The following is a 20,526-nucleotide window of genomic DNA, read 5'->3' on the forward strand; positions in this document are numbered from 1 at the left end:
ACGGTAAAAAGTAATTGATCCTTCATTTCCAATATGCGCTTTGATGTAGTCACTTTATTCCCTGAAATGTTCTCCGCACTAACGCAGTGGGGCATTACTGGTCGCGCCTGTGAGCAGGGACTTACTAGCGTCAATCTTTGGAATCCCCGCGACTATTGCTCTGATCCTCGGAAGACGGTTGATGATCGTGCCTATGGAGGCGGCCCAGGCATGGTGATGATGGCAAAACCCCTGGAAGATACGATAGCTGCTATCAAGGATGGCCATCAAAGTCAGAATGTCGTTTCTGGACCAATATGCCTATTAGCACCTCAGGGGGAAATTTTTTCACAGAAAATCGCAAAAGAAATCCTTCAACATGGAAATATCACCTTCATTTGCGGTAGATATGAGGCGGTAGACCAACGTTTTATCGACCGAAATGTGGATTTACAGCTTTCTATGGGCGATTTTGTCGTTTCTGGCGGTGAATTGCCGGCCATGACCATGATGGATGCCGTCATCAGACTCATTCCAGGGGTCCTTGGCGATAGCGAATCTGCCGTCCAGGATAGCTTTATTAACGGTCTTTTGGACCATCCGCACTATACCCGTCCGGAAATATATGAAAATTTATCTGTCCCGGACGTGCTTTTGGGCGGACATCACGCTAAAATAGCGGATTGGCGTCGGCAGAAGTCTTTAGAGCTGACGCTAAGGCTTAGACCTGATTTAATTAAATCAGCAAGGGCCAACGGGTTGCTAAGTAAAGAAGATGAGCAGTTTCTTCGTACTCTGTGAGTAATTACAGTTTCGAATAGATGTTGATGTTCTGATTTAGTGAAATGGTTTTAACTGCATCCTCTGTCTGGTCCGTCGATGAAAATCTCGGGATTAAACGCTGACAAGATGCTTAAGGATGAATAATGAATTTGATCGAAAAAATTGAGCAAGAAGAGATTGCTCGCCTAACAGCCAACAAAACACTGCCAAGTTTTGCTCCTGGCGATACCGTAGTAGTTGGTGTCAACGTAGTTGAAGGTACACGTAAGCGTACTCAGGCCTTTGAAGGCGTGGTGATTGCAAAGCGCAATCGTGGACTGAACTCTAGCTTCATCGTTCGTAAGATTTCATCTGGCGAAGGTGTAGAGCGTACATTCCAAACATACTCACCATTGATCGCTAGCATTGAAGTGAAGCGTCGCGGTGATGTCCGTCGTGCAAAGTTGTATTACTTGCGTGATCGTTCAGGCAAGTCTGCACGTATTAAAGAGAAGCTTCCTGCCCGTAAGGTCAAAGCAGTTGCCGAGATAGCAGCGGAATAAGGTTTGCTTTAATGCAAAAAGAAGGCGGCCTAGGCTGCCTTTTTTATTACCTTAAAATCACTCTATGACTCAGCAAGAAAACCCTCAAGACCAGGCATTGAGTGTTGCTGCGCCTGTTGGTTTTGATGCGCAAGCCATTCCTATCCATCGGGTATGTGCTGACCAACCTAAAGTAGCAAGACAGCATCTCAATCCCCTGAATTTAAAGGCGCGTTTTCAGAATCCGCCTGCTTGGGGACCAGAAATCACGGATGAGAATCGACACGTCATCGCCGCGGACATCATTTTTAAACGGCAAGCCGCCGGTAAAGTGACACGCGCTGCCGTACTCATTCCTCTTCTTCTCAAGAGCGATGGTCTCTCGGTGTTATTGACTCAAAGGACAGATCATTTACATGATCATGCTGGCCAAATCAGCTTCCCAGGAGGGCGGATGGATCCTGGCGACGCCGATCCCAATGACACCGCTTTGCGAGAAAGTGAAGAGGAGATTGGCTTGGATCGGCGAGGTGTGGAGATCATTGGTCATTTACCTCAGTATTTAACCGTTTCGGGCTATAGTGTGACGCCGGTTGTGGCATTGGTGCTTCCTCAGGCAGAATATGTTCTAGATACTTTTGAAGTGGCAGATGTTTTTGAGGTGCCGTTACATTTTTTAATGGATCCTGCCAATCATCAAGTCAGGGTTTGGGAGAGTGATCAGGGCGGTCGCCAGTTTTATTCAATGCCCTATGAGGGCCGCTTTATTTGGGGTGCAACTGCTGGAATGTTACGAAACCTATATCATTTATTAAAAGTATGACTTTCTTTTCTATTCTCTTCGCCCTTATTGCTGAGCAATATCGCCCAGTAACTTCTACGCATTGGATTGCGCGGATGAGTGCTCGCTGGTTAGATTGGGTTGCTGGTGAATTCGGTGGCAAAACTGAGCAGGGAGCTAGTCCGATCGGTGCGCGTATGGCTTGTTTGGTTGCTTTCATTCTGCCAACCTTCCTGGTATTTGTAATTTACGTTGTTTGCATGGTGACCTATCCGATCCTGGGCTTTTTATGGAATGTATTGATTGCCTATTTATTTTTTGGTTTTCGGCAATTTAGCCATTCATTTACAGTGGTGCATGAGGCCATTGCCAATCATGACTTACCAGCAGCGCGCTTGGCGATAGCGCAATGGTATGGCCCAGAATTAGATGCTTCCAATCTCACAGAGACTGAAGTGATTTCCTTAGCTTTGGAGCGTGCAATTATCGGTTCACATCATCACGTATTTGGTGTGCTGTTCTGGTTCTTAATGCCAATGGGGCCTGCAGGAGTTGTGTTGTATCGCCTGGCCGATACTGCTGCTCAGCGCTGGTCAGACAAAGGTGATTTCAATTTAAGTGAAGCAGCACGCCATTTCTTCTATGTATTGGACTGGATTCCTGCGCGTATTACCGCGATGGGCTTTGCAATTGTGGGTAACTTTGAAGGCGCAGTCTATTCATGGCGCTATCTTTCTGGTAAGTGGTCAGACTCCTTGTCGGCAGTGATCTTGGCATCCGGTAGCGGCGCCTTGGGTGTGCGCTTGGGTGAACCCATGAGCGAGCCTGATAGCAGTGAAGCCTTGCGCATGGCTGAAGCTGGTGAGCCAGTCATTTACGAAGTGGGTCTTGAGCCTACCGAACGCACAATGCGCTCTGCTATTGGCTTAGTGTGGCGCCTAGTTATCGTTTGGATGGCTTTATTGTTAATGCTGACCATCGCTCTTTGGCTTGGCTAATTCCCTGAATCTGCGTATCGGCGGTTTTGGAGTCCGAACGCAATTGCCTAAATAGCGCCAGTCTTTCTGGCGCTATTTCATTTCTGTCTACCGCTGCGCGAATTGCGCAGTCTGGTTCAGACTGGTGCGCGCAATTATGAAAGCGACACTGGCCCAGCAAGTCCTGAAACTCTCTAAAGGCATGTTCTAGTTCACTGACTGACATATGTGCGAGACCAAACTCCTGAAAGCCTGGGGAATCAATTAAAGCACCCAATTTACCGTTAGCATCACGACCCCAGGCTTCTGGCAATTCAAAGTAGCGACATGCGGTTGTCGTGTGCTTACCGGTATCTAAACGCACTGAGTATTCTTGAGTAATCGCTGCTGCATTCGGAACCCAAGCATTGAGTAGGCTCGATTTCCCCATCCCGGATTGACCCACAAATACCGATACCTTGCCGCAAATAGCAGGCCGCAAGGCTGCGATAGAGTCTGCATCAAACTTCGCTGATACCTCGGTGACGGGGTAGCCCATGCGTGCATAGGGCGCGATGATTTTACGAGCGTGTTCTAGATTGTCCTTGAGGTCGCATTTATTGAGCAGAATATGTAAGCCAATTTGATTGGTCTCTGCTGCAACCACAGCCCTACCCAAAAGATCTGGTGAGAAAGCCGGCTGAGTCGCGAGTACGACCAAAATTTGATCGACGTTTGAAGCAATCAATTTGCTCTTAAAAGCATCGGAGCGGTAGAGTAAATTTTCTCTAGCCTCAATGCGAATAATGCGTGCTTGATCGACTGAAGTCATTTCTAGCAGCATCCGATCACCAACCGCTCCAATATGTTGCTTAGCTGGCGTGCTGACTTGGATTAATTCACCACCGGGGGATTCATTTCCGCGCTCGTCCGTGATTAAGCGCTGCGCTAAGTAATGCCTTCCATAGGAAGCAGTCAGTAGCGCATGAAATTGTTCCATTGACTAGATTAGAAACTAAGGTTCTTAGTTAAAACGTTTGAGATTGGCAATGCGTAATGGAGCAGGCGGATGCGAGCTATAAAAAGCGGTGTAGATTGGATCAGGCGTTAAGGTAGATGCATTGTCTTGATAGAGTTTGACTAAGGCGGAAATCAAGTCAGTGGCGGAGGATTTATCTGCTGCAAATCCATCTGCTTCATATTCATGCTTACGTGATGCCAAGCTAGACAATGGGGTCAGGAAGAAACTAAATACCGGCGATACCAGTAGGAAGAGCGCCAATGCTAAGCCACCGTTATAACCATTTGGGTTGGGCATTACACCCAGATCGTTATAGAACCAGGGCTGCGTGCTGACCCAGCCTAAGAGTGCAAATGTCACAAAACTCAGACCAAAAGAAACGATTAAGCGCTTACGAATATGGTTGCACTTGTAATGTCCCAACTCATGCGCAAGTACAGCCTCTACTTCACCGGGATTGAGCTTTTCAATCAAGGTATCAAAAAAGACAATGCGTTTCGCCTTACCCATTCCGGCAAAAAAGGCATTGCCATGAGCGCTACGTTTGCTCCCATCCATGACAAAGAGGCCTTGGCTTGCAAAATCACAGCGGCTTAACAGCGCCTCGATTTGGATTTTCAATGGACCCTCATCTAGGGCTTTGAACTTATTAAACATGGGGGCGATAAATGTGGGGAATATCCACTGCATGAGCAGACTGAAGCCGGTAAGAACTCCCCAAGCCCAAAGCCACCAGAAATCACCTGCTTGTGCCATGAGACTCAGGATGATCCAAAGTAGGGGGACGCCAATAGCGCCGCCAATACCCAAGCCTTTGAACATATCACTGAAGAAGAGTTTCGCATTCATCCGGTTAAAGCCAAAACGTTCCTCTAGATAAAACTGTTTGTACCAAGAGAAAGGTAAATCAATGATTCCGGAAATCAAAACAACAGAGACGAGTAGGGCGATTTGCTGGGCAATCCCTTCTCCTAGTAATTGTAGGAGGCTGATATTCAGAATCTGTAACCCGCCCAAGAGAGTGAAGGTAATCAAAATAATGGCGCTGACCCCATTCTCTAAAATACCGAGGCGAAGTTTGGCAATCGTATAGTCGGCAGCCTTTTGATGCTCTGCCAAGGTGATCTGAGAACTAAACTCTGCAGGCACTGCATCGCGGTTGATGGCGACGTGACGAATTTGGCGTTGGGATAACCAGTGGCGTAGACCAAAGCTGGCGATGAAGGCGATTAGAAAAACAATTGTGAATGTCATGAGATGATTATAGATATGAGTGAAAAAACAGTTCCCCCAGCAGTAAAAACCCCGCCAGCCAATGAACACCTTATTTGGGTGGATATGGAGATGTCAGGCCTAGACCCTGAAAAAGAGCGCATTTTAGAAATTGCCGTGATTGTGACCGATGCGCATCTCAATACCATCGCAACTGCCCCAGTTTGGGTGGTTCACCAGGATGATGTCTTATTAGATGCGATGGATTCCTGGAATAAGGGTACGCATGGACGCTCAGGCCTGATTGATAAGGTCAAGGCCTCAACAACCAGTGAGGCCACAGCAGAGGCAGAATGCATCGCCTTTCTAAAGCAATACATCAAACCTGGGATTGCTCCCATGTGTGGCAATACGATTGGTCAAGACCGACGCTTTATGGCCAAGTACATGCCACAACTAGAAGCCTTTTTTCATTATCGGAATATTGACGTTTCTACTCTCAAAGAGCTTTGTAAGCGTTGGCACCCTGAGTTGATCAAAGGATTCACAAAGAACCAAGCCCATACCGCTTTGGCTGATATTGAAGAATCGATCGAAGAGCTCAAGTACTATCGCGACAAATTTATTGTTCCCTTGCCGGAGTAATCCTAGTTTTTATTTCTTCAGGGCGCTCTTGGGTCTAAAAACCTTGATGATGGATTCATCAGTCTCAATATAAGGTCCGCCAATCAAGTCAATGCAATAGGGAACGGCAGCAAAGATGCCGGGCACAAGGGAATTACCTTCAGCATCTTTCAAGCCCTCTAAGGTTTCTTTGATTGACTTTGGCTGGCCTGGGAGGTTAATAATGAGGGCGGCATGCCCCTCGATTTCTCGCAAAACTGCCGTCTGACGAGACAAAATGGCGGTAGGCACAAAGTGCAGGCTAATTTGACGCATTTGTTCGCCAAATCCGGGCATTTCACGGGTTCCCGAGTCTATTGTTGCCTCAGGGGTCACATCTCTGCGGGAAGGGCCCGTACCGCCTGTAGTGAGGATTAAATCGCATCCAAGCTCATCACAGAGCTCTACGATGGTCTCAGTAATGACCTCCTGTTCATCCGCAATCAAGCGCTCATGAAAGACGCAAGGGGTACTAATAGCGGTCTTTAACCATAATTGCAAGGCTGGAATGCCCTCATCCGAGTAAACGCCCTTGCTCGCTCTATCCGAGATGGATATTAGGCCGATCTTAGTTTCGTTCGGGGAGGATCTTTTCCAAGCTTCGGTATGGTTCATATTTATATTCTAGCTATTATTAGGGTATGTTTACATACACATCAAACCAGTTTCAAGAAATCATTGATTTCATGCTCAAAGAGGCCAAAAGAAGAGGTGCCTCAGATGCTGTGGCAGAGATTTCTGAAGGCCAAGGACTATCGGTCACCGTGCGCAAGGGTGAAGTCGAGACGATCGAGCAAAGCTTGGACAAACAAGTCGGAGTGACCGTCTTTTTAGGCCATCATCGCGGTAATGCCAGCACTAGCGATTTTTCAAAAGAATCTTTGAAGGCCACCGTCGAAGCTGCTTATCATATTGCTCAACACACGGCAGAAGATCTCTGTGCTGGTCCTGCCGAAAAGGCGCTCCTTGAAAAGCACCCACTCGATCTTGATTTATTTCATCCATGGGATTTAGATTCTGCGACGGCGATTGAAATTGCTCGTAGCGCAGAAGGTGCTGCCTTTGCGGTTAGCAAGCAAATTCAGAACAGTGACGGCGCCTCAGTCTCTGCACATCATGCGCATTTCATGATGGGGACAAGCCTTGGTTTTATGGGAGGCTACCCATTTTCACGCCACTATATTTCTTGTGCACCAATAGCTAATGAAGGTGGCAAAAAAGCCCGCATGCAAAGGGACGACTGGTACTCCAGCTCACGTATTCCCGAAGAGTTGGCTAACCCAGCGGCGATTGGTAAGTACGCAGCGGAGCGAGCGCTCTCTCGCCTTAAAGCACGATCCTTAAGTACGCGTCGTTGCCCCGTTATTTTTGAGGCTCCCTTGGCAGCTGGCATATTAGGTGGATTAGTGCAGGCAGTATCTGGAGGCGCCCTGTATCGTCGCTCTAGTTTTTTATTAGACAGTTTGGGCAAGCAAGTACTTCCAAGGCATCTCAGTCTGTTTGAAAATCCCCATTTAAAGTCCATGACGGGAAGTGCCCCTTTTGACGAAGAGGGTGTGAAGACCTCGGCTAGAACGGTGGTTGATAAAGGGATATTGCAAGGTTACTTCTTATCTACTTATTCTGCTCGTAAGTTGGGTATGAAGACAACCGGTAATGCAGGTGGTTCACATCACTTAACCCTACAAAGCAAAAGGACGCCAAAGGGTGGATTGCCTGCGCTATTAAGAGAAATGGGGACTGGTCTGCTAGTCACTGAGCTCATGGGCCAGGGAGTGAACTATGTTACGGGCGATTACTCTCGTGGTGCCTTTGGTTACTGGGTTGAAAACGGTGAGATTCAAAATCCGGTTGAAGAAGTGACTATTGCTGGTAACTTACGCGAAATGCTGCTGGATATTCAGATGATTGGTAGTGACACGCTGATTCGGGGTACGAAAGAAATAGGATCTATCTTGATTGGATCTATGACCGTTGGCGGTAAATAAAACAGAAACAGTTTATTTCGGAGGAAAAAAATGCAAAGACGTTCCTTTTTAAAGAAAGCCACTGTTGGCGTAGGCGCTGCTGCATTGGCTGCCCCATCCATTGCGCAGAGCTTACCCACATTGAACTGGCGCTTAGTCTCCAGTTTCCCCAAATCATTAGATACCTTATTTGGTACCCCAGAAGTATTTGCTAGCGCTTTGCGTAAGGCAACGGATGGAAAGTTCAATGTCAAAATATTTGCTGCTGGCGAAGTGGTGCCGGCGTTGCAGGTATTAGATGCAGTTCAAAACGGAACAGTAGAGTGTGGGCATACCGCCAGTTATTACTACCTAGGCAAGAACAGTGCATTTATTTTTGACACGGCCGCACCATTTGGTATGACAGCACGTCAGCAATCTGCTTGGATGTTGCATGGCAATGGCATGAAGCTCATGCGAGAGCTCTACGCTAGCTACAACATTGTGAATTTCCTAGGCGGCCAAACCGGTACCCAGATGGGGGGTTGGTTTCGTAAAGAGATTAAGTCGCCTGAAGATCTAAAGGGGCTCAAATTTCGGATTGCTGGCTTTGCAGGACAAGTACTCGCTAAGTTGGGAGTGGTCCCGCAACAGTTACCTGCTGGTGAAATTTATTCCGCTCTAGAAAAAGGAACCATTGATGCCGCTGAATTTGTTGGCCCTTACGATGATGAGAAGTTGGGTTTAGCCAAGGTCGCAAAAAATTACTATTACCCGGCTTTTTGGGAAGGTGCCGCTGGCCTCTCATTTTTAGTCAATAAGAAGCAATGGGATTCTTTGCCACCGTCCTATCAGGCAGCATGGGAAGCCGCTTGCTTCGAAGCGCATACGGATATGTGCGCCAAATACGATGCTTTGAATCCACCAGCATTACAGCGTCTACTTCAAAATGGAGCTGTGCTGCGTAAGTTCAATACTTCGGTAATGGACGCCTGCTTTAAAGCAAGCCAAGAGACATATGCAGAAGAGTCAGCAAAAAATCCCCAGTTTAAGAAAATCTTCGAAGACTATCGGGCTTTCAGAAACATGGAGGCTCAGTGGTTCAGTGTCGCTGAACAGGCATTTGCTCAATACAGCTTTGCAAAGAAGCTGTAATGTTTCGCTTTAAAAAGTCTCTTTAGCGCAGCTGATCTTCCCTGATTTAATAGAGCGCAAAAAGGTATCGTAGTCCACTTCATTTTGCTTGCTATAGGCAATCGAGAATTTGACCAGCGCATCATCGAGTGCCTCACCTCTTCCGCAGTATCCTGCAAGCACAGCAGGATCTCCAGAGCGTGCATGGGCATTTGCTAGGGCCCAACCAAAGAGTTTTGCAAAATCAGGAAATACCTCAGTATTAATACCATCACCACCTACTGAAATCCCTCCCTTCATGTCGCGTAACTGTCTGATATAAAACTCTTGTTCAGATGTTTTTCCAAAGCCTAAAAAGAGATCTGGCGCACCTTGAATTAAGCATTGACCATGCACAACCCGCTCTCCTTCTGAGCCAAATTGCGTATTCGGAAAAAAGGGCGCTAGAACAGATGGTTGCGCTTGTTTGGCTTGCAGAAAAAGGGGGTCATTCACATCATGACCTTCAAGGTAAATAACTGAGCAAGAAGTGCCTACGCTACCTACCCCAACTATTTTTCGTGCCCAGTCAATCCATTTATAGCGTAATAGTAAATTGACTCGATCGGGTGACAAAGACTTTATGTAAGAATTTACACCTTCATCATTGAGTTCTGATATCTTTCCTCCGTGATAAGAGCGTTCGAGATGCTCTACAAACGGAGGATTGTTGATGAGTCGAATCCCTGCGGAAGTCACCTCTGTTAACTTACCAAGCACACCTGAATTATTATTTTTTCGTGCCTTATCCAATAATTTTTGTAAGTATTTTTGACTTACCGGGTCGCCGTACTGGAGTGTCGCACTTTTTAAAACTTTCTCATCAATATAAGTGCGTTTCAGGTCAACATAGGGAAGAGTCGAGTAAATGTGCAGTTGATTTCGATAGATCCTAACAATATTGCGGACAATCATTTCTCCATAGGCTTGATCTTGTCCTAGTTGCTGAGCGGCAATCATCGCACTCGCCGTGAGCCGCTTTAGATCCCAGTCAAAGTTACCGGGAAGGGTTTCATCAAAATCATTAATGCCGAAGACCAATTGATGCTCAGACGTAGAGAAGAATCCGAAATTACTCACATGCATATCACCGCACAGTTGGACGCTAATAGGGGGGCTTGGAATGCCGGCGAGGTCTTTTGCCATCATTGCAGCGCCCCCGCGAAAAAATGCAAATGGATCAACTGCCATACGCGCATGACGAATCGGGACGTATTCTGGAATTCGAGTTTTTCCTTGCGAAATTAAGATATCAATGGGGTCTTGACGCTTACCCTTGATCTTGAAATCACCTATTGAAGTTCGGCTGACCTCTTTGCGTACTGATTTACCAAGCTCTTGGCGTTCTTTGGGGCTGAGGTTTTTGCTAAGAAAAGATTGGTATAGATCACTTGCCATGGCTTGATGATGCTCTAATTCTATTTCCGCTCAAGCGTAATGAAGTTAAACGTGATGTCTCCCTCAGAGGCAGGGGTACGTTCCACCTCTTTCCATTCGGATGGATTAGGTACCTCAAAAAAGGTATCACCACCTGCTACGTCGATATCGATTTCGGTAAGGTAAAGGCGGTCTGCTTTTGGGAAAGATTGAGTGAAGAGTTGCTCTCCACCAATCATAAATACGCGAGGAAAATCGCTCAGAGCACTAAGTGCTGCATCAAGCGAGTGAACTACTTCAGCGCCTATCAGTTGCAAGTCAGTATTACGACTCACGACGATATTGCGACGTCCTGGTAGGGGGCGGCCAATGGATTCCCAAGTCTTGCGTCCCATGATGACAGGATGACCCATCGTCACTTTTTTGAAGAACTGCAAATCTGCAGAAATCTTCCAAGGCATTTGATTATCTTTGCCGATGACGTGATTGCGTGAGCGGGCAACAATCATGGAGATGGCGGGGTGTGTTGCTAGAGTCATAAAGGAATCGATTGTTTTAAATTGCTGTTAAATTGCCACAGGAGCTTTGATGGCTGGATGAGACTCGTATCCAGCAATTTCAAAATCTTCGAATTCATAATCAAAGATCGAGTCTGGTTTGCGTAAAATATTGAGCTTAGGCAGAGGATAAAAGTCTCTCGACAACTGGAGATCGACTTGCTCTAAATGGTTGCTATAGAGATGGCAGTCACCACCGGTCCACACAAAGTCACCCACTGCTAGATTGCACTGTTGCGCCATCATATGTGTCAATAAAGCATAGCTAGCGATATTAAAAGGCACGCCTAAGAAAATATCGGCACTGCGTTGATACAGTTGGCAGGATAATTTGCCATCGGCCACATAAAACTGAAAGAAAGCATGGCAAGGTGCCAAAGCCATGCGGGGGATATCCGCCACATTCCAGGCTGAGACAATCATGCGACGAGAGTCTGGATTCTCTTTAAGAGCCTTGATGACCTCGGCAATCTGATCGATATGCTCACCATTAGGGGTCGGCCAAGAACGCCACTGATAGCCATAAATTGGGCCCAGATCACCATCTTCCGCTGCCCATTCATTCCAAATGGAAACACCGCGCTCTTTAAGCCAATTGTTGTCGGTACTACCTTTAAGAAACCACAGCAATTCGAGAATGATGGACTTGAGGTGCAGTTTCTTGGTAGTCACCATTGGAAAGCCATCGGCCAGATTAAAACGCATCTGGTGCCCAAAGATGGAGAGAGTGCCGGTCCCGGTTCTGTCGGCTTTGTGGACGCCCTTTGCAAGGACTTCCTTCATGAGATCGTGATATTGATGCATCAGTTTATTTAGTCAAATAATTCAGTGATAAAGAGAGCTTACTCGAATGTTGCAGGACTCACCCCGAGTGCTTTATGAAGCTTAGGGGAGGTGGTGGTGTACTGGAGTTGAATCTGCTTTTCTGGAGCTAAGTAAGCTGCTGCAGCAAAAGCGGCCAAAGCTGCCTCATGAAAGCCCGACAAAATCAGTTTTTTCTTGCCGGGGTAGATATTGATATCCCCCACAGCAAAGATACCGGGGGCACTGGTTTGAAAGCAGGCAGTGTCCACAGCGATTTGTTTACGATCAATTTCTAGACCCCAGTCTGCAATCGGGCCTAATTTGGGCGAGAGACCATAAAAGAGTAAGAGTGAATCTAGTTCAATCTGATGAACTTCGCCATCAATATTAGTGACGGCAATCCCAGTGAGAAGCCCATAATCCGATTCTAGGCCAGTAATTTGGCCAATCAATAATTGCATTTCGCCTGCAGCACAAAGGGCGCGCATCTGAGCAACGGATTGAGGTGCTGCTTTGAAATCATCCCGACGATGGATGAGGGTGACACTGGCGGCAATGCCAATAAAGTGCAATGCCCAATCAAGTGCTGAATCTCCACCACCACAAATTACAATACGTTTGTTTTTGAATTGCTCTGGGTCTTTAACTCGATAGAACACCTGCTGATTTACAAAAGCCTCAATCCCCTCCAGATTCAGAGTTCTTGGTTGAAATGCACCAACTCCAGCTGCAATGAAGACGGTTTTAGTGAGGAACTGTTGATCCAGGGATGTGCCAATCAGAAAGCGCCCATCCGCTTGCTTCTCCAGGGTGGAGACCTCTTGGTTTAGATGAAACTGTGGCGCAAATGGCTTGATTTGTTTTAAGAGATTGCATACTAACTCTCGGCCCGTGCAAACTGGTATTGCCGGAATGTCGTAGATTGGTTTATCTGGATAGAGCTCAATGCATTGCCCCCCAATTTCAGGGAGGGAATCAATAACATGCGTTTTAATGTCAAGGAGCCCAAGCTCGAAGACTTGAAAGAGCCCCACTGGACCGGCACCAATAATGATTGCATCGGTTTCAATGGGAGAATGCAATTTACCTTACCAGTTGATCAAGTTTATTTTTGACGTCTTTCCATTCTTCCGCTTCCGGTAACGAAGCTCTGGACTTGGTGATGGATGTCCATGAGGCTGATAAATCCGCATTTAATTGAATAAATGCTTGTTGATCGCCAGGCACATCATCTTCTGCGTAAATAGCGTTGACTGGGCACTCTGGAACGCATACGGCGCAATCAATACATTCATCAGGATCGATCACTAAAAAATTAGGACCTTCGCGAAAACAGTCGACAGGGCAGACATCAACACAGTCAGTGTATTTGCAGCGGATACAAGCTTCAGTAACAACGTAAGTCATGATGGTTTAAAGGTGTAGAGCCCAGATAAATGGACTTCAGGTTGTAAAAGGACGATTTTAGCTGAATCAGCTCCTTTTTTCAGGCATAAAGTTCAATTTAGTTGAGGTAAAGTCTCGTTATGACTACCCAACACAACACCACCAATCCAGCCCATAAACCCAAAATTCTGGTTGCTAGAGCCATATTTCCTGAGGCGCTAGCTAAACTAGAGGAATCTTTTGAGGTGCGCTCTAACCAGTCCGACAAAATTTTCACCCCCGAAGAGCTTCAAAAGGCACTTTCAGATGTGGAGGGTGCCCTTGTTGCCGGTAGCGAACGAATTGATGCCATCGCCCTCTCCGAGGCTAAAAATTTAAAGATAGTGGCCAATATCTCAGTGGGATACAACAATTTTGATGTTCCGGCTATCACTGCCGCTGGGGTGATGGCTACTAATACTCCTGATGTTCTTACCGACACTACTGCTGATTTTGGGTTTGCTTTACTGATGGCCACCGCCCGACGGATTACTGAATCTGAGCATTGGGTGAGAGCGGGAAAATGGGATCAGTGGTCGATTGTGAATAACCCATTAGGTATGGATTTGCATCACAGCACTGTGGGCATTATTGGCATGGGGCGGATTGGCCAAGGCATTGCAAAGCGCGCACTTGGTTTTGGTATGAAGGTGGTGTATCACAATCGTAGCCGCTTATCTCCCGAGGATGAAAAAGCATGTGGAGCAAGTTATGTCTCCAAGGAGGAATTACTCCGTACCGCGGATCATGTTGTCTTAGTTTTGCCTTACACCCCTCAAAATCATCATACGATTGGTGCATCAGAAATTGCCCTGATGAAGCCCACTGCGACCCTGATTAATATTGCTCGCGGTGGCATTGTGGATGATCTCGCCTTAGCCAACGCATTACAAGGCGGTAAGATCTTTGCTGCTGGCTTAGATGTTTTCGAGGGCGAGCCTCAGGTGCACCCAGAATTACTCAAGTGCAGCAATATCGTGTTGGCCCCTCACATTGCGAGCGCTACAGAGAAAACCCGCAGAGCGATGGTGGACCTCGCCATTGAAAATTTACAAGCCGCGTTGGCAGGCAAGAAACCCCCAAGCTTAATTAATGCGGAAGTGTTTCAGGATTAAAAGCGGACTACAGAAACCAATCGAAGTCGACTAAAAAATTAGTCAGCTTCGATTTCTTCTGGAAGCTCTCTCAGGGCGAGTTCGATGCCACCAAATCTGCCCGCAACCCAGTTGTAGACTTTACAAGCAATCCAGAGCAAAGCAAAACCGAGTAGGGCATTGAGTATCAATGCTGAAAGTACTGTAAATCCCGGGATAGAGCCATCACGAATGAAGGCTACAAATAGGGCTAACAAGACAATGGGAAAAGAGAAGCAGAGATAAACCAAAACCAGGGTTTTGGCGGTATGCATTGGATCTACGAAGGTAATTTCTTTTTTGGTGAGTTTCATGGAGTGCAATCTTAAAGCAGTCCGTCAAAAAGTGCTACATCTACCCACTCTCCCTCAGCAACATTGCCTTGGTCATGAGGCAGGATGACGAAGCAATTTGCTTCACTCATTGATCGCAGAATTCCAGCACCCTGACTACCAGTGAGTTTGACTGTGGGCTTTCCGTCTATCCCGCGACCCAAAATAGCCCGCTGAAATTCCGTACGACCGGGCTTTTTGCGAATCGCCACCTCAGAAATGGCCTGGGTCAGCGGTGGTTCGGTCTGATTTGCACCATTCAGCTGTAACAGGGCGGAGCGCACAAATTGGTAAAAGGTCACCATCACTGCTACTGGATTTCCAGGTAAACCAAAGAAGAGGGTTTTTCGGCCGGAGGGTTGGGCTGGCTTCAACATTCCGAAAGCCATAGGGCGTCCCGGCCGCATCGCAATTTTCCAAAAACCCACATCGCCCAGTTCTTGCATGATTTGCTTAGTAAAGTCTACCTCACCAACCGACACACCGCCTGACGAGATGAGCACATCTGCTTTGGAAGCTGCCTCTAAAAATGCCGCCTTAAGAGAGGCAGGGTCATCGCGCACAATGCCGCAGTCTATGATTTCTAGATTCAGTCGGTTGAGAAGGCCAGTCAGACTGTAGCGATTGCTGTCATAAATGCTGCCCGCATCTAAGGCTTGCCCTAGAGGGCGCAATTCATCTCCTGATGACAGAATGGCTACCTTGAGTTTGCGGCGTACTTGAAGTTTGGCAATACCTAAGGAAGCGGCGAGACCAAGATCGGAAGGTCGCAATAGCCGACCTGCAGTAATGGCTGCTTTATCTCTGGTTAAATCTTCGCCGCGTAAACGTCGGTTTTCACCGCGCTTCACTTGATTTTGTTTGAGGCTGACAATTGAATCATCTGCAGATTTGGTTAATTCCTGAGGAATCACGGTATCGCAGCCATGAGGCATGAGTGCGCCAGTCATGATCTTAAGGCATTCGCCCTGAGCAATTTTTCCTTCATAGGGCTTACCGGCATAGGCAGTGCCCACTACCTTGAGGGTCATGATGTTCTCACTCTCACTCAGGCAATCCCCATTCAATGCAAAGCCATCCATCGCGGAGTTATCAGCTGCAGGGACGTCGATAGGGGAAAGCAAATCTTCTGCCAGAATGCGGTTAATTGCCTGGTCAAGCGGAATAGATTCAATGTCACTCGCATGATTGAGTTTGCAAGACTCTTGCAGTATTTCATTGACGAGATTAGAGATGGCCTTGCGAGCTTCATCGACATGAAGTGAGGCTGTCAAGAGAATCGGGCTATTCGGAGAGTGTTTGATTAAATCAGTCATGACGATACTTCTTCTAGGGCGGCTAACTCTTCTGGCGTATTCACATTCGCAAATGCTAGTGGATGGTCGAACACCACCGTTCCAGACTGCACTGTTTTAAACCAGCGATCAATCTTTAGATCACCCTTGCTTAAAAAAGCATTCAAGGAATCTTGAAGATCATTGCGCATTAAACAGAAAACCGGTTGAGCCCAAATCTTTCCATCAGCCTCTCTTGAGGATGCGTAAACTAATTCTAAATTCTGTTGTTCTAGTTCCGCTGCCATCTTTTCTGCAAGATTAGTTGGCAATAAAGGGGAGTCACAAGGGGAGGTTAGCAAGTAGGGTGTCTGGCAATGCTTCAGACCGACTGAGAAGCCGGCTAATGGACCAGAGAAATCAGGGGTTTCATCCATCAGTACTGGGTAGCCGTAATGTGAGTACTTCGTAATGCTGCGGTTCGCATTAATCAGAATCGTGCTGACTTGAGGTTTCAAACGATTAATAGCTAACTCAATGAGTGGCTTGCCATGAAAAGGAATTAAACCTTTATCGATACCACCCATTCTCTGAGCGCGGCCACCCGCCAAAATGAGTCCAGTGATTTGATTTGCAGTAATCATCAGCCGCCGATATAAGACATCTCTACTTTTCGGGTATTTGACATTGCCGTGTTGGATCCCCGAATTTCTGAATAGTGATCATCGCGGACTGCCCAGGTACTCATAATGACATTTGCAATTTCTAAATCACTTTTGTTTGCGCGCAGCAGTGTTTTGAAATCAAACCCTTTATTTGCAAACAAGCAAAGGTACATCTGCCCATCTGTTGAAATGCGCGCACGCGTGCACTCATGACAAAAGGTTTGGGTGACGCTGGAAATAAAACCAATTTCTCCAGAGCCGTCGACGTAGCGCCAGCGTTGAGCAACTTCACCAGGATAATTCGCCTCGAGAGCTTCTATCGGAAAGACGGCATTAATTCGGGCAACTACGTCTTTTGAAGGAAGAACTTGTGACATATCCCAGCCATTAGAGCTGCCCACATCCATAAATTCAATAAAGCGCAATGTAATGCCAGTGCCTTTAAAGTGCTTGGCCATCGCAATAATTTCTTGGTCGTTAGTACCCTTCTTCACAACCATATTCACTTTGAGATTGGTAAAGCCAGCCTCTTGGGCTGCGGCAATGCCATCGAGTACATCGGTTACTGGAAAATCCACATCATTCATCTTTTTGAAGATGTCATCATTAAGACCATCAAGGCTGATAGTGAGTCGATGCAGGCCTGCAGCTTTTAATGCAAGAGCCTTCTTACGCAAAATGCTGCCGTTGGTAGTCAGTGTTAAATCTAGAGCTTGATCTGAAGTCGTCCGAATCTTTGCCAGCATTTCGACAAGCACCTCGAGATTTTTTCGAAGCAAAGGTTCGCCACCGGTAAGGCGAATTTTCTCAACCCCAAGTGAGGCGAAGATACTAGTTAACCGAGTGATTTCCTCAAAGCTGAGTAACTCTTGATGAGCAAGGTAAGGGTAATTCGTATCAAAGATTTCCTTTGGCATACAGTAAGTGCAGCGGAAATTACATCGATCGGTGACGGAGATACGTAAGTCACGCAGTGGTCGTCCACGACTATCTCTAGTGGAGGCACTAGCGGGCATGAGCTGTCCCGGAATAGACGGTGTCAGGCCTTTGCCTTCATCTAAACGGATGGGGATGACTTTTTCAACCATGAGTAATTATGGCTGTGAAACGGTGTTTCTGCCAAACTGCCAAATATCCTTATGAGATAAATAGCAGTCTGGAGAAATCGCTTTATACCGTTTTTTCTTGGCCGCCAGTTTCAACTAAAACCATTGGACCATTTTGTAAGCTTACTGGTGCCTTGGGTGTTCTGCCCATCGGCACAATTTCTGGTTCTGCTTGGATTTGTGATTGTGCTTCCTGGTGCTTGCTAGAGTCTGTTGCTACCCAGACCATACCGGCAGACTGAACTACGCTATGCAACGGTGTTTCCTCTAGCGCCTGGAAGGCAACCTTTGGAAGCTCAGGCATCGGCTTGGCAATCACTTCAATCGCTGGTGTTAGTGCACTTACAGTCTGTGGAGCAGTTTCTGCAGAGTTACTAGCTGGGCGATTACTTTGACGCGGGGCACGTTGCTCTTTAGACTCTCTTGGCTCGCGTGGAGTTCTTTCTCTTACTTCGTTGGTAACTGCTGGTGTAGAAGTTACGGCATTGCCAAAACTCTCAGCAATATTCTGAATGGGCATGGAAGCAGATGCTCCAGCCATTCCTGCTGGTGGTCCAGAGAACGTAGTTACTTCTGAAACAACGGCAGCAATTGCTGCATCACCGTTCGCATCTGTGCGTTCACCACGTTGACCACGACCACGACCACGACGATTACGACCACGACCACGAGGCTCGTTAACATCTGCACCTGGAGCAGTTTCAGAACCCGGTGCAGCCTCAGTAGCTGGAGTTACCGCAGCTTGATTTTCTGGTTTCGGGTTTTGATTATTTTGATTGCGATTACTGTTGCGGTTACGGCCGTCTTGACGGCCTCTACCGGCACCCGCTTCGCGTGGTGTACTTGTACCCTCTGTGCCTGCTGCTGTACCTTCCGCTGGACGCTCACCACGATCGTTGCGTTCACCACGACGACCACGATTGCGGTTATTGCCACTGCTACTGCCATTGCGATTGTTTTGATTGCGACCACGTGGAGCACTTGGAGCAGGCTTTACTTCTGGCGCTGGTGATGAAGAGAACAGGTTCTTAATAAATCCAAAGAATCCGCCAGCGCTAGCAGTTTCGCCGCTTGCTTGCTCAACACGTGCAGGGCGCGGCTGACTTACTGGGGCTGGTGCATTTGGGGTAATGCCTTTTACTGCAGCCTCTGGACGGACTCTAACTTCCGCGTCCTTACGGCTCACGGCAGTATCAGTCTCTAGCTCACGCGCAGCTTCTTCAGCCATTACATAACTTGCCTTTTGATCGTCAAGACGGGGATCATCATGACGTAAACGCTCTAGTTTGTAATGGGGTGTTTCTAAATGCTTATTTGGAACCATTAAGACATTGACTTTGAAGCGGGACTCAATCTTGATCACTTCAGCGCGCTTCTCATTTAATAAGAAAGCAGCTACTTCGACTGGAACTTGTGTGTGAATAGCGGCTGTGTTTTCTTTCATTGCCTCTTCTTGAATGATGCGCAAGACTTGCAATGCAGAGGATTCGGTATCGCGGATATGGCCAGTGCCGTTACAGCGAGGGCAAGTCACGTGACTACCTTCGGACAGGGCAGGGCGCAAGCGCTGGCGAGACATTTCCATCAGACCAAACTTGGAAATCTTACCCATCTGAACGCGTGCACGATCATGACGCAAAGCATCGCGTAAGCGATTCTCCACATCCTTTTGTGCCTTGCTGGATTCCATATCAATAAAGTCGATGACGATGAGTCCGCCTAAGTCACGTAAACGTGCTTGACGGGCAATTTCATCGGCTGCTTCTAAGTTGGTGCGGGTAGCGGTCTCTTCAATGTCAGAGCCACGGGTTGCGCGTGCGGAGTTCACGTCCACTGAAACCAAGGCTTCGGTGTGGTCAATGACGATTGCGCCACCAGATGGCAACGGCACTGTACGTGAGTAAGCTGTTTCAATTTGGTGCTCAATTTGGAAGCGAGAGAACAAGGGCACATCGTCCTGATAACGCTTTACTCTTGGCAAGTTATCCGGCATCACTACCGACATAAATGCAGCAGCTTGTTCGTAGATGTCATCAGTATCGATGAGGATCTCGCCGATATCTGGCTGGAAGTAGTCCCGAATCGCACGGATGACTAAACTGGACTCGAGGTAAATTAATAGTGGTGCAGAGTTGCCTTTGGCGGCTTCATCAATTGCAGTCCACAACTGCATGAGATAGCTTAAGTCCCACTGTAATTCAGTGGCATCACGGCCAATACCAGCAGTACGAGCAATGATGCTCATGCCATCGGGTATGTTGAGTTGGGACATCGCATCACGCAGTTCTTGACGGTCTTCACCTTCAATACGACGAGAAACACCGCCTCCACGGGGGTTATTTGGCATTAATACCAAATAGCGACCTGCCAGGGATACAAAAGAAGTGAGGGCAGCGCCTTTTTGGCCACGCTCTTCTTTTTCTACCTGAACAATGATTTCTTGGCCTTCGCGTAGTGCTTCTTTAATAGAGGCATTACGGACATCAACACCCTCTTTAAAGTAGGTGCGGGCAACTTCTTTAAATGGCAGGAAGCCATGACGTTCTTCGCCGTAATTGACAAAGCAAGCTTCGAGCGAGGGCTCAATGCGAGTAATAACACCTTTGTAAATATTGCCTTTGCGTTGTTCACGACCGGCAGCTTCGATATCGATATCAATGAGTTTTTGACCATCGACGATGGCAACTCGCAACTCTTCTTGTTGAGTTGCATTAAATAACATTCGTTTCATAACACTCTCCTAGTGGGGAGTGCGTCGTTGCGCGCTGCGTTAGGGACAAGTTAGAACCGCTTGGGGCATAACCCATTGGCGGCTTTG

21 protein-coding genes are annotated in these 20,526 nt (G+C 47.2%); 8 read left to right on the forward strand and 13 right to left on the reverse strand.

Going from position 1 to position 20,526, the window contains the following annotated elements; translation table 11 throughout:
* Window positions 1–33 precede the first annotated feature (33 nt).
* The 4 genes from trmD (at window position 34) to ICN15_RS02875 (ending at window position 3,062) form a co-directional block, all read left to right on the forward strand.
* Window positions 34–780, forward strand: a complete 747-nt coding sequence (trmD, locus tag ICN15_RS02860) for a tRNA (guanosine(37)-N1)-methyltransferase TrmD (protein WP_216201116.1) — start codon at window positions 34–36, stop codon at window positions 778–780.
* A 125-nt stretch (window positions 781–905) separates the two neighbouring features.
* Entirely contained in the window at window positions 906–1,304 is a 399-nt protein-coding gene (rplS, locus tag ICN15_RS02865) for a 50S ribosomal protein L19 (protein ID WP_216201117.1), read from the forward strand.
* Window positions 1,305–1,368: 64 nt separating this feature from the next.
* Window positions 1,369–2,106 carry a CoA pyrophosphatase gene (locus ICN15_RS02870; RefSeq protein ID WP_216201118.1) on the forward strand — a complete coding sequence of 246 codons (738 nt, stop codon included), beginning with the start codon at window positions 1,369–1,371 and terminating at the stop codon, window positions 2,104–2,106.
* Window positions 2,103–3,062: a CobD/CbiB family protein gene (locus ICN15_RS02875; protein WP_216201119.1), complete on the forward strand. Its 960-nt coding sequence runs from the start codon at window positions 2,103–2,105 to the stop codon at window positions 3,060–3,062. Before ICN15_RS02870 ends, ICN15_RS02875 begins: the two co-directional genes overlap by 4 nt.
* Here ICN15_RS02875 and rsgA read toward each other — a convergent pair.
* Both rsgA and ICN15_RS02885 read right to left on the reverse strand, forming a co-directional pair.
* Window positions 3,007–4,020 (reverse strand): ribosome small subunit-dependent GTPase A, encoded by a 1,014-nt coding sequence (gene rsgA, locus ICN15_RS02880; RefSeq protein WP_216201120.1) that lies wholly within the window; start codon window positions 4,018–4,020, stop codon window positions 3,007–3,009. The genes ICN15_RS02875 and rsgA overlap by 56 nt on opposite strands.
* A gap of 24 nt (window positions 4,021–4,044) precedes the next feature.
* On the reverse strand, window positions 4,045–5,295 hold the full coding sequence (locus tag ICN15_RS02885; protein WP_216201121.1) for a M48 family metallopeptidase: 1,251 nt from the start codon (window positions 5,293–5,295) through the stop codon (window positions 4,045–4,047).
* Window positions 5,296–5,310: 15 nt separating this feature from the next.
* Here ICN15_RS02885 and orn point away from each other — a divergent pair, with 15 nt between their 5' ends.
* Window positions 5,311–5,898, forward strand: a complete 588-nt coding sequence (orn, locus tag ICN15_RS02890; protein WP_216201122.1) for an oligoribonuclease — start codon at window positions 5,311–5,313, stop codon at window positions 5,896–5,898.
* A 9-nt stretch (window positions 5,899–5,907) separates the two neighbouring features.
* Here the strand turns inward: orn and mog are convergent, their stop codons facing one another.
* Window positions 5,908–6,531: a molybdopterin adenylyltransferase gene (mog, locus tag ICN15_RS02895; protein ID WP_216201123.1), complete on the reverse strand. Its 624-nt coding sequence runs from the start codon at window positions 6,529–6,531 to the stop codon at window positions 5,908–5,910.
* A 26-nt stretch (window positions 6,532–6,557) separates the two neighbouring features.
* Between mog and pmbA the strand changes: the two genes are divergently transcribed.
* Together pmbA and ICN15_RS02905 are read left to right on the forward strand one after the other, a co-directional pair.
* Window positions 6,558–7,904 (forward strand): metalloprotease PmbA, encoded by a 1,347-nt coding sequence (gene pmbA, locus ICN15_RS02900; RefSeq protein WP_216201124.1) that lies wholly within the window; start codon window positions 6,558–6,560, stop codon window positions 7,902–7,904.
* Between the two features lie 30 nt (window positions 7,905–7,934).
* Window positions 7,935–9,017 (forward strand): TRAP transporter substrate-binding protein, encoded by a 1,083-nt coding sequence (locus tag ICN15_RS02905; protein ID WP_216201125.1) that lies wholly within the window; start codon window positions 7,935–7,937, stop codon window positions 9,015–9,017.
* A 9-nt stretch (window positions 9,018–9,026) separates the two neighbouring features.
* Here the strand turns inward: ICN15_RS02905 and ICN15_RS02910 are convergent, their stop codons facing one another.
* From ICN15_RS02910 to fdxA, 5 genes are read right to left on the reverse strand one after another with little or no spacing between them, the layout of a single operon-like run.
* Complete coding sequence (locus tag ICN15_RS02910) at window positions 9,027–10,433, reverse strand: DUF2252 domain-containing protein (RefSeq protein ID WP_216201126.1); 1,407 nt, start codon at window positions 10,431–10,433, stop codon at window positions 9,027–9,029.
* A gap of 20 nt (window positions 10,434–10,453) precedes the next feature.
* Entirely contained in the window at window positions 10,454–10,951 is a 498-nt protein-coding gene (locus ICN15_RS02915; RefSeq protein ID WP_216201127.1) for a dihydrofolate reductase, read from the reverse strand.
* Between the two features lie 27 nt (window positions 10,952–10,978).
* Complete coding sequence (locus ICN15_RS02920; protein ID WP_216201128.1) at window positions 10,979–11,773, reverse strand: thymidylate synthase; 795 nt, start codon at window positions 11,771–11,773, stop codon at window positions 10,979–10,981.
* 38 nt (window positions 11,774–11,811) lie between these two features.
* Window positions 11,812–12,855 (reverse strand): NAD(P)/FAD-dependent oxidoreductase, encoded by a 1,044-nt coding sequence (locus tag ICN15_RS02925; RefSeq protein ID WP_216201129.1) that lies wholly within the window; start codon window positions 12,853–12,855, stop codon window positions 11,812–11,814.
* A 1-nt stretch (window position 12,856) separates the two neighbouring features.
* Window positions 12,857–13,180 carry a ferredoxin FdxA gene (gene fdxA / locus ICN15_RS02930; RefSeq protein WP_216201130.1) on the reverse strand — a complete coding sequence of 108 codons (324 nt, stop codon included), beginning with the start codon at window positions 13,178–13,180 and terminating at the stop codon, window positions 12,857–12,859.
* A 119-nt stretch (window positions 13,181–13,299) separates the two neighbouring features.
* On the opposite strand from fdxA, the gene ICN15_RS02935 reads away from it, so the two are divergent.
* Window positions 13,300–14,313, forward strand: a complete 1,014-nt coding sequence (locus ICN15_RS02935; protein ID WP_216201131.1) for a D-glycerate dehydrogenase — start codon at window positions 13,300–13,302, stop codon at window positions 14,311–14,313.
* 38 nt (window positions 14,314–14,351) lie between these two features.
* On the opposite strand, the gene ICN15_RS02940 is transcribed toward ICN15_RS02935, so the two are convergent.
* The 5 genes from ICN15_RS02940 to ICN15_RS02960 form a co-directional block, all read right to left on the reverse strand.
* The gene (locus tag ICN15_RS02940) at window positions 14,352–14,645 is read right to left on the reverse strand and encodes a hypothetical protein (protein ID WP_216201132.1); all 294 of its coding nucleotides are present in this window, start codon (window positions 14,643–14,645) and stop codon (window positions 14,352–14,354) included.
* A gap of 11 nt (window positions 14,646–14,656) precedes the next feature.
* Window positions 14,657–15,979 carry a gephyrin-like molybdotransferase Glp gene (gene glp / locus ICN15_RS02945; protein WP_216201133.1) on the reverse strand — a complete coding sequence of 441 codons (1,323 nt, stop codon included), beginning with the start codon at window positions 15,977–15,979 and terminating at the stop codon, window positions 14,657–14,659.
* A complete protein-coding gene (gene mobA / locus ICN15_RS02950; RefSeq protein ID WP_216201134.1) occupies window positions 15,976–16,581 on the reverse strand; it encodes a molybdenum cofactor guanylyltransferase MobA in 606 nt (201 codons plus the stop codon). The genes glp and mobA overlap by 4 nt, the downstream gene beginning before the upstream one ends.
* Window positions 16,581–17,690, reverse strand: coding sequence for a GTP 3',8-cyclase MoaA (gene moaA, locus ICN15_RS02955; protein ID WP_216201135.1), 1,110 nt, complete (start codon window positions 17,688–17,690; stop codon window positions 16,581–16,583). Before moaA ends, mobA begins: the two co-directional genes overlap by 1 nt.
* An 82-nt stretch (window positions 17,691–17,772) precedes the next feature.
* Complete coding sequence (locus ICN15_RS02960; protein ID WP_216201136.1) at window positions 17,773–20,439, reverse strand: Rne/Rng family ribonuclease; 2,667 nt, start codon at window positions 20,437–20,439, stop codon at window positions 17,773–17,775.
* Window positions 20,440–20,526 lie beyond the last annotated feature (87 nt).

The sequence above is a fragment of the Polynucleobacter sp. CS-Odin-A6 genome, from assembly GCF_018882095.1.
In the GTDB taxonomy this organism is placed as follows: domain Bacteria; phylum Pseudomonadota; class Gammaproteobacteria; order Burkholderiales; family Burkholderiaceae; genus Polynucleobacter.